Annotated in this window: 12 protein-coding genes; 2 read left to right on the plus strand and 10 right to left on the minus strand. The window is 58.0% G+C overall.

Going from position 1 to position 13,681, the window contains the following annotated elements; all coding sequences use genetic code 11:
• Positions 1 to 109 precede the first annotated feature (109 nt).
• Positions 110 to 1,465, plus strand: a complete 1,356-nt coding sequence (locus TSACC_RS17380) for an alginate export family protein (RefSeq protein ID WP_084400566.1) — start codon at positions 110 to 112, stop codon at positions 1,463 to 1,465.
• Positions 1,466 to 1,530: 65 nt separating this feature from the next.
• On the plus strand, positions 1,531 to 2,301 hold the full coding sequence (locus TSACC_RS17385) for a hypothetical protein (protein WP_075080479.1): 771 nt from the start codon (positions 1,531 to 1,533) through the stop codon (positions 2,299 to 2,301).
• Between the two features lie 21 nt (positions 2,302 to 2,322).
• On the opposite strand, the gene TSACC_RS17390 is transcribed toward TSACC_RS17385, so the two are convergent.
• The 10 genes from TSACC_RS17390 to TSACC_RS17435 form a co-directional block, all read right to left on the minus strand.
• Positions 2,323 to 2,910 (minus strand): hypothetical protein, encoded by a 588-nt coding sequence (locus TSACC_RS17390; protein ID WP_075080480.1) that lies wholly within the window; start codon positions 2,908 to 2,910, stop codon positions 2,323 to 2,325.
• 126 nt (positions 2,911 to 3,036) lie between these two features.
• Complete coding sequence (locus TSACC_RS17395; RefSeq protein WP_153811498.1) at positions 3,037 to 3,312, minus strand: hypothetical protein; 276 nt, start codon at positions 3,310 to 3,312, stop codon at positions 3,037 to 3,039.
• Positions 3,313 to 3,482: 170 nt separating this feature from the next.
• Positions 3,483 to 4,877 carry an O-antigen ligase family protein gene (locus tag TSACC_RS17400; protein WP_084400567.1) on the minus strand — a complete coding sequence of 465 codons (1,395 nt, stop codon included), beginning with the start codon at positions 4,875 to 4,877 and terminating at the stop codon, positions 3,483 to 3,485.
• Positions 4,878 to 4,944: 67 nt separating this feature from the next.
• The gene (locus TSACC_RS17405; protein WP_075080483.1) at positions 4,945 to 6,699 is read right to left on the minus strand and encodes a glycosyl hydrolase family 28-related protein; all 1,755 of its coding nucleotides are present in this window, start codon (positions 6,697 to 6,699) and stop codon (positions 4,945 to 4,947) included.
• Positions 6,696 to 8,057, minus strand: coding sequence for a glycoside hydrolase 5 family protein (locus TSACC_RS17410; protein WP_153811499.1), 1,362 nt, complete (start codon positions 8,055 to 8,057; stop codon positions 6,696 to 6,698). The genes TSACC_RS17405 and TSACC_RS17410 overlap by 4 nt, the downstream gene beginning before the upstream one ends.
• Positions 8,041 to 9,243, minus strand: coding sequence for a glycosyltransferase family 4 protein (locus TSACC_RS17415; protein ID WP_153811500.1), 1,203 nt, complete (start codon positions 9,241 to 9,243; stop codon positions 8,041 to 8,043). Before TSACC_RS17415 ends, TSACC_RS17410 begins: the two co-directional genes overlap by 17 nt.
• On the minus strand, positions 9,236 to 10,234 hold the full coding sequence (locus tag TSACC_RS17420) for a glycosyltransferase family 4 protein (protein WP_075080486.1): 999 nt from the start codon (positions 10,232 to 10,234) through the stop codon (positions 9,236 to 9,238). The genes TSACC_RS17415 and TSACC_RS17420 overlap by 8 nt, the downstream gene beginning before the upstream one ends.
• Positions 10,235 to 10,389: 155 nt before the next feature.
• Positions 10,390 to 11,352, minus strand: coding sequence for an acyltransferase family protein (locus tag TSACC_RS17425; protein ID WP_153811501.1), 963 nt, complete (start codon positions 11,350 to 11,352; stop codon positions 10,390 to 10,392).
• 102 nt (positions 11,353 to 11,454) lie between these two features.
• On the minus strand, positions 11,455 to 12,756 hold the full coding sequence (locus TSACC_RS17430) for an oligosaccharide repeat unit polymerase (protein ID WP_075080488.1): 1,302 nt from the start codon (positions 12,754 to 12,756) through the stop codon (positions 11,455 to 11,457).
• A gap of 16 nt (positions 12,757 to 12,772) precedes the next feature.
• Positions 12,773 to 13,681 (minus strand): glycosyltransferase family 2 protein, encoded by a 909-nt coding sequence (locus tag TSACC_RS17435; RefSeq protein ID WP_075080489.1) that lies wholly within the window; start codon positions 13,679 to 13,681, stop codon positions 12,773 to 12,775.

Genomic DNA, 13,681 nt, shown 5'->3' on the forward strand with positions numbered 1-13,681 from the left:
GGCCCTCGTCCGCCTGCCTCTGGTCGGCCTGATTCTCTGTTGCGCCTTCCCCGCGAGGGCGCAACAGCCGCCATCCGGCCAGCCTCCTGACCCGCCGCCGATCAAACCCATGCGGCAGTTGGAGGATTACCGCTATCTCGGCGATCCGCAACAGCGCTCCGGGGAGTGGTGGGAGCATCTGAAGTACATCCGCCTTTGGCCATCGCCGTCCGCGCCGTTTCTTACACTCGGCGGCGAGATTCGCGTGCGCTATGAGTGGATCGACAATACCGATTTCGGCTCGGGGCCGCAGGATAACGGCGGCTATCTGCTCACCCGCTATCTCCCCTACGCCTCCCTGACGATCCCTGGACTGCCGGGAGGGTGGGATTTTCTCGCCTTTGGCCAGTTGGTTATCGCCAGCAATGACTACGACCAGCGGGGCGCCGGACCCATCGATGAAGATGGAATCGATATGCTGCAGGCCTTCGCCCGCGTCCGATTTCCCCTTGGGGATGGTCAGCTTTCCGTACAGGGCGGTCGTCAGGTCATCTCCTTCGGATCTGAACGCGTCATCGGTACCCGTTATGGGCCAAATGTTCCCCTGAGTTTCGATGGCGGGATCATCGAATGGAAAGACACCCGATGGGACATCCACGTCTTTTTCCTCCAGCCGGTGCAAGTCGCACCCGATCCGCTCGATAACGAGAGTAGCGGCAATCAGCAGTTCTGGGGCGTCTACTCAACGCGCCGCCTCGACAACGTCCTCTCCACCGGGTTCAGCACCGGGTTGGACGCCTACTATCTCGGCTACTACGACAACGACGCGGTTTACAACTCCGGCTCCGGCACCGAGCTGCGGCATACCCTCGGCGTGAGACTCTACGGGGACAAGGCCATCGGCCGCGGTACGGTCGACTGGAACTATGAGGGCATCGTGCAGTTCGGCCGTTTCGACAGCAATCTCGGCACGGGATCGATCTTCGCTTGGAGCGTGGGCACGGAAAGTGGCTACACCTTCGATGCTCCCTGGAAGCCACGCGCGTCCCTTCGGGCCAACATTGTCAGCGGCGACAACGACGCGAGCTCGCCCAATCTCCAGACCTTCAACCCCATGTTTCCAAAGGGGAAATACTTCGGCGAGCTCACGCCCATCGGGCCATACAATCTGATCAACCTCCTCGGCGCGATCGGCTTGCGCTTCACGGACTCCCTCACGCTCACGCTTCAGGGCGGCCCGTACTGGCGTTACAGCACACAGGACGCGGTCTACGGCGTGGGCGGGAATATCGTGCGGGCGTCGGATGGATCGAGCAATGCGCGGTTCATCGGCACACAGTTCGAGTGCGTGGCCGAGTGGAGCCCCCGCCGCGAACTATCCTTTCTCGTGAGCTACTCGCAATTCGTTCCAGGGACATTTATCGAGGAAACCGGACCGGCGGAAACCATTCATTTCGTCGCGGTGGAGGCGGTTTTTCAGTTTTAGCGAGCTCCCGGTGGCAAAGGGGAAAAAAGTTGCCAAGTTATCCCCGTCCCGAAAACATCCCTGCCGTGCGTTCCTCCCTAGCCCTCCTCCTCTGCCTGTCCCTTACGGCCTGCCCTGCGAAGAAGGCTGGCGACGCCGCGACGCCCTCTCCTGCCCCCGAACCATCCGCCACCCCGGCACAATCTCCCGTCTCCACGCCAGCGCCTGTCGCAGTCATCAAAGACCCGGAGCTGAAATCTGACGCCACGGAATTTATAGGAGCATGGTCGACCATTGACGAACAGGGTCAGCTTTTCGATCTGCTCATTTTCCCTGACGGGCAGGTCGTTACCACCTGGACCAAGGGGAAACATGGCGCCCGGGGCGAACTCGGTTTTTGGCGTCTCGAGAACAATCGTATCCTCATTTTTCTTGAGGATGGCTGGACGGATTCCTTGGAAAAAACGGCCGAGGGCATCGTCCACCATGGATATCCGCCCGGATCATCCCTGGACAAACCTCCGGCCACGACCGAGCCCGCACAGAAACTCTCTGCGGACATCGCGGGCACGGTGGGAGTCTGGCGGCTTAACAAGGAGCCGGACGGCGACTACCAATACCTGGCCATTCAGTCGAACGGGCGCGCCTTTAGTTCTGTCAATGGCGGCACGGAAGGCACCTGGAAACAAAAAGGCAAGACGATCGAGTGCACGTGGCCCGATGGATGGACGGACATCCTTGAGGCGACGCCGGAAGGCTTTCAAAAGCGCTCCTTTATCGGGGCGAATCAAGACCCGCCCGCGGATGTCTCACCGGCTGCCCGCATCGGAGAGAAGCCGTTCGCGATCGAGCCCTGACGCTCTGCCGCCAGAGATCAGCTACTGCGATACAGCAGGTGGAGGAGCATCCCCCTTGGCCACGGCCTGAATGGCCCGGAGCTTCGTGGTGGCGGCTTGCACCAGCGCAATTACGATTTCGTCCTGCGAACGGCCATTCGTCGAGGTTACCGCGATAACCCGCCAGACTCGTTCGACATTGCGGGTCTTGTCGGTGTCGAACCAATCCTTTTTGGTCACTGCAGTTATCCGTAAACCACACTTTTGTGGCGCCATGGAGGGAGCAGGAGTCCGGACTTCATCCAGTGAAGAAAACGAAAACGTGCTGTAGGTCATGCCCGACTGATTTCCCACGGTCGCGGGTTGAAAACCCTCGCGCGAGAATCTGGTCATCTCCGCTGCATCCACGGTCGGTGTCGAGTAGGCTAGAGAGGGTATCACGATCACATCGGCTTCGTCGGGTGAGGATTTCACGCGGAACCCGGCATCTTTCAGCGCCTGGGAGACCAAGGCAACGAGGTGATTTGCCTCCGCCGCGTCCGGCATGCTTACGTCAGGAACCACTGCGACCGAACCACGTGCGATCTTCGCATCTCCGATCTCCGCCTTCGCGTTGATCCCTGGCTCCATGCTCGCACACCCCGCCAAGGCTGCCAGCGCTCCGACACACAAAATTCCAGCTACCCTCCAAACTCGCATTTTATACATATATGCCCCACTGAGCCGCTCTCCAGCGCTCCATGGGAAAACAGCCATTTAGTTGGAAACCCGACCGATCGGTCCGGCCTGCCTGCGCGAGGCCGCCACCTCCGACGAAACTGGTGTGATCACGTCCGGCGTAGCCTGTAGATCTGGCTGCGGAAGATAGTAATCCGGCAGCCGAGCCAGCCGAGCCTCCTGCTCAGCCAGTACCTGCGGGATGCGCTTGTTGAGCGCCTGCTGCTCCAGACCGAGAAGCTGGGCCTCAAAGGGATCCTGGCGGGATACCTTTGCGGAAGTCGATGCGCATCCCGCAAAAATCGAAATCCCCAAGCCCGCAATCCCTAGCTGAAACCACCGCATCGCGCAGCGGTTTACCCGCTTTGCGCCCATCGTCAAAGAGACATCTCCTAAATTTTTCGTTCCCATTCCCTGTCGTCCCTCCTCCTGGAGAAAGTCAGTAGCACTTTCCGGGCCACGTGTAGTGACAATTCCCCGCGCGATCAAGCGGGTTCTTCCCTTTCCCGAGGCATTGATCTGCGTCGCCGCCTCCTCACAGGCATATTGCCATCCTCGTTTCCAACGGTCCAGGCGACCGCACAGGAAATCGCTGCAAAAAGCTGAAGCGACGCGATTTGGAGGGGAAAATCGACCAGCGCATGCAAGAGAACTCCCAGCAATGCCAGGCATCCCGCGAGCAGAAAATAACGAGTCTCGGAACGCCACTGGCCGCTGCGTTTGGTGAGGCGCCAGATGCCAACTCCTAGGCCGCCCAGCAGCAGTCCAGCCCATAGGATACCTCCGATCACCCCCCACTCGGTAAGGACCTGAAGGTAATCCTGATGAGCATTCACCCAATACCACCGCCCGACCGCATCGTTGCCCGACTCCTTGACGGAGAGAGGAAACACCATCTCGAATGTCCCCGGCCCGCTGCCGCCCCAACCGACAAAAGGCAGGGTCTTCTTCCAGATGATGTCATAGACCTGGTAACGCAGATTATTCGACAATTCGTTCCCGTCCTTTGGTTTCAGCCACCGCTTAACCGAACGGTCGGCTCCAAAAGCATACGCCAGCAGTCCCGCGACCAGGATTATCACGATCGCCCCACCCCATGCCGCAGGGCGACTGATCACCGTGCGCCTCTCGAAGAACAGCCACCAGCCCCCGAGAACCAGCAGCAGCATGAGGGCAATAGTCATCGCGGCTCGCGAGACATTGATGAATGCAGAAGCCACGACTATGGAACTCGCAACGATCCAAAAGGCCTTCTGCCACTGTGGCGATTCTCGGCGAAAAATCAAAAGCGTGCGCGCCAGGACAAATGGCATCACGAGATTGATGAACGCTCCAGCATTGGCGTGATAGCGAAAGGTCGCAAAAAAGGTGTTGCCCGTCTTTTCCCCGACAGCCCAGAAAATCGTCCTGGCTCCACTGAGCCTTTGAAAGATCCCGAATGCTATCAGGCTGAAGCCCACGAGAGCCACCACGAGCCAAAGCCGATCTCTCCATCTCGGATCTCCAGCCATCTCTACAGCAACACAAAAGGCTCCCAGCATCCCGGTCACCAGCAGCATACTGGCAACACTGCGAGACTGATCCATCGTGCCGGGCAACCAAGGCATCCAGGCGGAGATCATATGGAATGCCGGTCCAACGGGATCAAATACCGCCCGAGCATTGAAGGTCGTCCACCAGCCGATTACCAGCAAACTGACGACGAGAAACCCCGACCACACGGGCAGCCTGGGGCGGCGCCTTTCCATGACGAGCGCCATGGCGAACAAACCGCTCAATCCCAGCAACAGGCATCGCAAGACCTCAACCGTCCAGGGCCGGGTACTCCCATATGCCCATGGCGCCCATACCAGAATGACCAGGAGAAGCCAACGGGGCATCTCTCCAGCCCAGCTGCCGAGCCGGAAAGCCGCGGGGGAACGGACTTGGGATGAGTCCGGAGCCGCGCTACTCACGACCTGTCCTCCAGCTATTACCCTGTTCCTCCAGATGATAGCTTTCCTTCGCGGCGCGATTCACCAACGGTTTGCGACCAGGCGAAAGTTCCGCCACGGAATTCTGGATGAAGATTCCCGAGCCTTTCACAGATTCCGCGATGTAAATGGCGTCCTGGCCGGGAGCCACAATACGGTTTGACCGGAAAACAATCTCCTGAATCTCAGAGCCGGCGCAGTGAATCCCCCGATAAAGGGAACTCCGTATCACATTTCCAGTCAGGAAAGTCCCCCGAATGGAGGTTGATCCAGGATAGATCCAGATCGCGCCACGCTGCTGTCCCCCGAGATTGTTTCCGCACCGGATCAACTCGTTGTTTCGGACGATGGCTGAGCTGAGCGGTTTCATGGGAAAAGATGGCGGGAGGTTGATGACGAACCCTGGTCCATCGGAAAAGAGATTATTTTCGACGATGTGCTCGCTCCCACCCGCCAGGTCGCAATTCGCCCCCCACCATGGCGCTACTGCGGTATTATTTCGCATCACGACCTTCGTGGTGGAAGCCGGATTCCCTTTATTGTCATTGCACAAAATCGCCAGACCATCGTCTCCTGTGCCTCGTACGTGGTTGTTCTCGACCCGCACGTTGCTTGTCGTGTTTCCCTGCCCATTATTGATATTGATGCCATCCGCATAGGTGTTGCGGATACGGCAATCCGCCACCACGCCGTCAGTACCGGCGATCCAGATGGCCGCCCCGGTGTGGCTGATCCAAACGCGGCGGATTTCCCAGCCTTCGGCCTGCCCGACGAGGGCGATCCAATTTTTCTTCCGTGAGGTACAGGTCAGGCTGTCCATGGAAATATCCCTCACCGAAGCTCCCTTGCCTCGCAGGGTAAAGCCGGCCATGCCTCCCCAGTTCGTCGCGATGCCGGACATCGTATCGCAAACCGTTGTATGCCACATGCCCGCTCCCTGCACACCCACCCCGTCCAGGCGAATTCGTTTGTTCAACAGGTATCTTCCCGGAGGCAGCCAGATCATTTTCCCCTCAGCTTTCGCCGCTGCCGCGCAAGCTTGTATTCCCTGAGTCGTCGTCTCCGCATCCTCGCTGTCGGGCTGGACACCAAAATCGAGCACGGAGAGCGAACCGGGCGGCTGAGAAAGAGGTCGGCCCACATTTTCGAGGTCTATGAGGTCTATGCGGCAGTAGGCCGCTGTATCGCCCGGGTCCTTTTGCAATCGAATGACCTCACCCGCACGAATGCCCCCGGGAATAAAAAACCGGGCCTCGTCCCAATAGGCATGGGAGTATTCCGTAGGCGTATTGCCTTGCCCGTTCTCCCATGGTGATCCGTCACCATAGAGCCAGCTGTATTTTGAAGTGAGCTGGATGTCCTGGCGGTATGCTCCATTCACGGAGAGACGCAACCGGGCGATGGCACCTCCACCATCCGGGCTGTCCGGTACACAATGGCGAATAACGATCGCATTGGCGGAAATCGGCGAGACAAAATCGACGGAATCTTTTGCTGTCTTCAGTTCGACGTATGCTCTTCCGGAGGCTTCAGCAGCAGGAGTCGGTGGCCAGCGATCCGGATCCGTCATAAAAACCCTCTCCGCATTGGTGCGGCTCTTCTCTGCCTCCAGGGTCACAAAAGGCACACGCGCTCCAGCCTGCTCCGCGCCGATCGCAGGGCCGGAAGCCAGCAGAGTGACAATCACGAGAAAACCTGCCGCCCATTTCCAGATGCACGTCAGCCTCATTGATGAACCTCCACGGCATCGATACCCCCATCGCCAGCCCGGCTGCTGCGCAAGAAAAACGGCTCGTTCCCGACAACAAACCTCGACGTAAGGCTGTTAATCCCCACATCCCGCGATCCAGAGAGGGAGAACGGCACAGGGATCATTCGCCCGCCTTTATTCTCCATCACCCATTCCTCTCCCGGGAAGACACTCCATACAGCCCAGATGTCGGCGCCATCTTTCATAGTCAATACCATCGTAACAACCCGGTCTTTTGCGCTATTGGCAACTCGGCGCAGACTCCGCGCATCACGGAGCAGCGGAATGAGTGATCGCAAGGCATGGAATGCCGGCTTGGGCGTCCCGTCGGCTTTGACGACTCCAAAATGGTGCTCCCGGTCCTTGGGATCGGTTCCTCCATCCCGAAACTCATAGAGCCATACTCCCTTCACCTGGGGTTCGCAGGCAAATAGAAGAATCGAGCGAACCATGAAGCATGCCTGCTCCTCATAGGAAACGCCATGCGGCTCTCCGTAGGTGGGCCAGCCGAGTTCGGTAACATAAAGAGGCACATCCCCATGGACTGAGTCGGCCCGGAGCCAATCATGCAACTGCCCCAGGCGGGTCGCGATGGCAATCTCCGGCAATCGCTTCTCCCCATCGGCGCCATAAAAATACGGATGTATCGACAGTCCATCCAGCCACTGCAACATCCCGAGATTCACGGCCTTGACCATGTATCCCTCATCCGCGCCGATGCCGCCGGTGGCGCCTCCGAGGATGAAGAGGTCCGGAAACTGTTTCTTGAGCGCAGTATAGGTTTCCCTGAGCAGAGTCACATAGTCTTCCACCCTGCCAGTCCCTTCTTCCAGCGGTGTACGCCCCATGCCCGGGACATTCCATTCATTCCAAACCTCGAAAAATCTCGTGCGTTCATGCAGCCGGCCGACCCCTGCTAGCGCATAGTCGACGAAGGCGCGGCGGGATTCCGGGGTGCTCGGCCGCCCGGAATTTTGGAATGCACGATGGCCGTAGCCAAGAATGACGAGGGGCTGATGATACGCCTCCGGGGTGTTCGCGATCGCTGGAAAGACCGGATGCTCGGTATTGACCGCTCCATGATCATCGCTGACAGGGTTACGATAAAGATCGACTCGCAGGCTCCATATCCCCACACCCTCGAGCAGAGGCTGATCGTTTGCCAGCACCTTGTGAGTGTTGAACCCAAGGACAAAATCCCCCAAGTTTCGCGATTTATCCTCGGCTCGGCAAGACGCTGCGACGCAGAGCATGAAGAGGACGGCCGCAAGTCCGCCGATATCCCACCGCAGGAGGGTGCCTAAAGTCCGCCGCGATGTATCAGGCGGTGATCCCATACTCCTGCAGGATGTGACCATAGGAAGAGTCCAGGCTGAAATCGTGATCGGCGATCGCCCGATGGTTGGACGCCCGATTGGCTGCATGATCGGCCAACCAGCCTTCGATGGCCGCCTCGAGGCCCGCCACGTCACATGCAGCGGCACCCCACGCATGCGTCAATCCCTTGTGAAGAAATGTCCTGTTTCCCGGAACATCCGTGAGGATGATCGGCAATCCTGCCGACAACGCCTCAAGGACGGCGATGGAAAGCCCCTCGTATCGTGAAGCCAGGGCAAAGCCATCGATCGCACCGTAGAACGGAGCGGTGTCGGAGAGATAATCGATTCGGTGAAACCTGTCTGCCACAGAACTCGTACGGACCATCTGCTCACAAACTTCCACAAGCTCCCCCGTGCCCACGGCGAAAAAGTGCAGTCGTGGATGGCGAGGCAATACATTCAGTACAGCGCGCACCAAGGTTTCGGGATTCTTCTGAAAGCTAAACCTTCCCACAGTTCCGAGCACCACCGCATCCTCGGGCATCTTTCGCTCCAGGCGCCACGCGACCTTCTCCGCAGCCGTGAATGAGCGGAACCTTCGCGTATCGACACCGTTGGGGATCACCCGTAACCGACGCTCGCTCACACCAAGAGTACCTGTGGCGAAATCCGCCTCCTCCTGCGAGACATTGATCGTCAGGGCCTTCCGCCACAACAGGCGTTCCACTTGGTTGAAGACCTGCGCCTTGATCCCGGCTGTGTTCCTCATTCCAAAGTAAGCGTGAGGAGTGTAGAAAGTGCGCTGCGCAAGCAGCAGCCTCGGGAGCATACGCATCAGCGCACCCGCCTTGGAGCTGTGCGCGTGGATGACCGCAGGCTTTCGGCGACGAGTCATTCTGACCAGGGTGAGGATGGCAGGCACATCCGTCGGCTCTGGCGTATTCCCCACCCGTAAGTCCAGAGCCTCTCCACCGCGCTCACGCACCCGCTCGACCAGGGCCAACAGCCGGTCCGAACCTCTCCGCGATGAAAAGGCGAGATCCACGGGAATGTTGCGCTCGTGGAGATAATCCACCAGCCCCTCGACATGACGGAACACTCCATCGATACCCGGCTCCACGATTTGCAGGACCCGGTTCACCGTGGCGGGGTGATCAGTCATGATCGGCATCGTATCGGCAGCAGGCGAAATGATTCTAGACACTGCGCAGGATCTCCGCCATGTGCCGGCCTGCGACCGACCAGTCGTAAAGCTCCGCGCGTTGCCTTCCTTTTTCTTTCAGCTGCTGCCGCAGTTCGCCACTCTGCACCAAATCGATCATCGCAGCTTCGATGGCGCCAGCATCGGTCGGCTCGACGAATAGTGCGGCGTCCCCTGCGACCTCTGGAAGACAGGAGCGATTCGACGTAACCACTGGGCAACTGCAGTAAAAGGCCTCAACTACCGGGAGTCCGAATCCCTCCTCGCTCGAGGGATAGACAAACCCCGTCGCGCCCTTGTACAGCGCGATCAAGGCGGCATCATCCACATATCCGGTGAACTCCACGCCCGGCAGATCCTGGTTCATGTTCACATTCAGATGCGAAAACCCCGCCTGTTTACGCCCGACCACCTTGAGCTGGAAATACGGGTATCGCTCACGAAACCGATCCCAAGCCTCCAGCATCACTGCAAGATTCTTATGTGGCTGCATGCTGCCGACACAGAGAAAATAGGGTTGCTCTTCGGCTGGGCGCATGACGGTATCTGCATTGGCTATTCCATCCAGCCCGGGACCCTGCGAGATGACCCGGATGCGATCTCCGGAAATATGCAACCGGTCAATCAGCGACTGCCTGACGTACTCGGTGAAGCATACCACCACGTCCGCGCGTTTCCCGGCCTCCGCACAAGCCATCCAATACCAAGAGCGAAATGCTGCCGAGAAGAGGCCTGGCAGGAGGAGAAAATTAATGTCGTGAATGACCATGACGTGCTTCTTCCCAGGGTGCAGGACCGGGCCGCTGCCCATCAAAGTCCACAAGACGTCGGTCTCCGCGATATAAGGAAAAGCTACCTGCTCCCAGAGATGATCGAAGCGTCCGGTCGAACCGGGCAGCGTCCTCGCCTCCATGTTATCCACGCCGGAACGGTTTATGGTACCCGCCGGAGCATGCACCGTGGCAACTCCATCCTCCGGCGACCAATACGCCATCGTCGCATGGAGGAAATTGCGAGAGCTCCGCTGTGTGCCGGTAGGTTTTTCAACCCGGAAAAAGCGTCCTGAAACTGACACCCCCTTCATGATTGCCAAAAGTGTGCCTCTGCGTGCTCAATCGTTCCCACAAGATATCTCGCTTTGTGTTCCGCCTAGAGAAGGGTGAATTTCAGCCACGTGTTGCGCACCGCGAAATAGTATAGCGAACATATTAGGATCGCTACGCTCGCTGCCCCGAGCACACCCGCCACCTGCAACTGCCAGACGGGAATCAACGACACCCCGATGAGCAACCCCTGAAGGAGGAATGGCTGATGATAGATGTAAACCGTCCCGGAAGCCTCTCCCAGGGGATGCAGAAACTTCCAGCGGTCGAGTTTCAGCCAATACATCGCCCCAAGCAAAATAACAGGCAGCACCTTTGCCCAGCCCGCCCAACCAGCCCGGATGAAGACCGCCAGAGCAAGGACTCCCACGCAGGTCCAAAGCAGGCGAGAGCTTTTGTTTGTCCGGATGAGGAACCCGGCACCATAGCAGAAGCTTCCCCACGCCCACACCCCGGGAAGGAATCCCATGTTGGGTGAGGTCGGGAAAAAAGTCAGCCCCAGTACCAAGGCAATGCCCGTGGCGAAAGTTATGAATCGCCAGCCTCCGATGCACACCAGCCCATGCGCTCCGACGGAAATCACACACAGCATCGGTAAAAAGTATAACTGATCAGCGACCGTCTGATTGAGCGGCCAGAGCGAATAGAAGATTTTTTGTAGAAAGCCGCTCGGCACACGTGCCTCCGGCTGAAAAATCCCCGTCACCTGCATCACCTGCCAGAGGATCGAGTAGAGAATGACCACCGCGACAAAGGGCACCGCCAGCCGCTGGGCACGCACTGCCAGGAATTGCCCGAATGTCCGTCCTCGCTTCTCCTGAGACAACGCGTGCAGCCAACCCGAAATCGCAAAGAACAGCAACACCGCCCAGGAGAAGTAGGGATAAATCTCCAACCACTCGTTTGCTTGAGGATCGATCCTTCGGTTGAGAATGTGATGTGTAACCACACCCACAATCGCTACAGCCTTCAGGGAGAGGATCGCCGTGTCCTTGACGGAGGCAGGCATCGCTCCTCCTTCTTGTTGAGCTTTTACGGGTATCATCGGCATTTTTTTCGTTGGGTTGTCAGACGAATAAACGGCGATTTGCCGAGGCATGAGCTGGAGACGTCATTCATTGGATTCCCTCCAGCTCGCTTCCTCAGGGGCAGAAACCCTTGCCGCGCTACCGGTATTTCGCAACCGACGTCCGTTTCGATTCCTGAGGAATAACAGATATACCAAGGGAACCAGGCAATGCACAGCACCAAGCACCAGCACCCGACTGGAGTCAAACAGAGCGACCGCAACGATCGCATACGGCGCGATATCCAAGGGCGAATCTGAACCACACATCCGGCGGTAAAGCCAGGTGGAGATAGCTCCCCACAATACCCAGAAGGAGGCTCCCACCAGGTGGCCTTCGCTCCATGGCGTCGAGAAACCCCATGTGTTGGTAAACTCGGCCAGACGGTATTGCTCCTCGATAAGTGCCTTGGTCCTTCCCGGAGAAGGTTTACCCTCGATGGACATCTGCACGCCCATGATCCCCAAGACCTGAGACAAGGGATTGAGCGTATTATCAAAGACCGGAGTCGCCAGACCCTTATCAAGGAGCAGGCGATACTCCGCAATTCCTCCATTAACCGCGGTTACGTAATAAAGGAGAAGGCGCGCCGAAGTATACTCCCAGACATTTTCTTCCAATTTCCCACCTGCGGATTTCACCTGAAAGCTGCGGATGGACTCGGATGCGATAAAGTAAAGAGCAAGAAAGAGTGGAAATACGATGGAAATGGTTAGGATGCGTCGCACCACATTGCGACGAAGCATGGCTGCAACGACGATGATCGACGCCAGCACGGGCACCAGTAGCGAAATCCTCTCCGCTGTCAGATAGGCGCGGAGCCCTCCGACCATCAATGAAGCCAGCCCAATCAATAGGAAGGACCGGCTCCATCTACGATGGCCGGACCTCCATAACAGAATGGCCATACCAATGCCAAGGGGAGGCAGGGCCGTCCCGATATGAACGAGCGTGGTCACGCCCGGCACTGTAGCTCCCTTGAGCTTTCCTGCAATGGACTCTGCGATCGCGCCAGCTCCACCATTGGCGACCAGCATCGCCACCAGGATCGCGAGAAACCCGATCGTCGCGACTAATCCCATCATGCAATCGCGGCGCAACGGAACGACCTCCACGGTCAAGTCGGATTGGGATTTTCTGAAAAAGACCCGTTGAATGAAACAGCCCGCCACGAAGCATCCGCTGGACATCAGCGCCACGAGAGCCCCTGTCGCCGGATCCGCCTTGATCATGCCTTCCGCTTCAAGAAAGGAGGCGGACGTGAGCAGCCAGATCAAATAGGACCCCCAGCACGCCAGGACCATTAGCACGATCGGGTGGAGCAGAAATCGTTGCAGTCTATTCATCTTTGATTTCTCCGAGCTATTTGCCACATGGTTTTTCCAAAGGCGCGAGATCCACCCCTGCGTCCGGAGCTCCCGAAACACGAAACATTCCGCCCCAAACGCCCCTTACGCGGCCAGCAAACTCGTACCCGTGATGAATGCACTCCACGACGCGCAGACAGAGCAGCGAACGAAGGAATCTCACCAGCGGGCCAACCAGCATTTTTCCTATCGCCAACGCTCCAAGGCGATCTTTCACATATACAAAGCCGGTTCCACATCCGTAAGCCCATCGTTTCCTTGCGTGAGCCAGAGTTTGCTGTTCCTCGGGATGGAGGACGCCCATATCCCGAACATGCCACCCGCGGTATCCTGCTCTGAGAAGCTGTAACACGAAATCCGTCTCTTCTCCGGACTTGTAAGGGCCGGGGGATCCCACCCCAAGATCCGTATCGAAGCGGATGCCGCCTTGCAAACACCGGCTCCGCACGAAAAACGTATAGGAAATCACACACCTCCAGACATTGGACGGCGTGATTTCCGTATCTGTTGTCTCCTGCCGGGGACCCGAAAGTCCTCCGTTCAAACCAGCCGAGGCAAATGAGAAAAAATCCTCCGACCGGAGATTTGCCAGCTCGAGTAATCTCCGGAGCAATCCGGGAGGATAAACGCAATCGTCGTCAGGAAACCCGACAATAGCGGCCCGGACACGCTTCAACGCTTCGTTGCGCCCCAACGAAAGCCCGGTTGCCGTCCGAATGTGCACAAGGGAAACCTTGTCCTGGAAATCATTCAATACCGGCATCAGGCGATCGTCATCGTTCTGATCCACGATGATGACCTGAACCTCAGTCATTCGCTGCGCGACGAGTGACTCCAGAAAGCGTGCAAGCTCGGCAACGCGACCTTTCGTGCAAAGCACCAGTGAGAAAATGGGATCAGTCAT

The sequence above is a fragment of the Terrimicrobium sacchariphilum genome (assembly GCF_001613545.1).
Taxonomy (GTDB): Bacteria; Verrucomicrobiota; Verrucomicrobiia; order Chthoniobacterales; family Terrimicrobiaceae; genus Terrimicrobium; species Terrimicrobium sacchariphilum.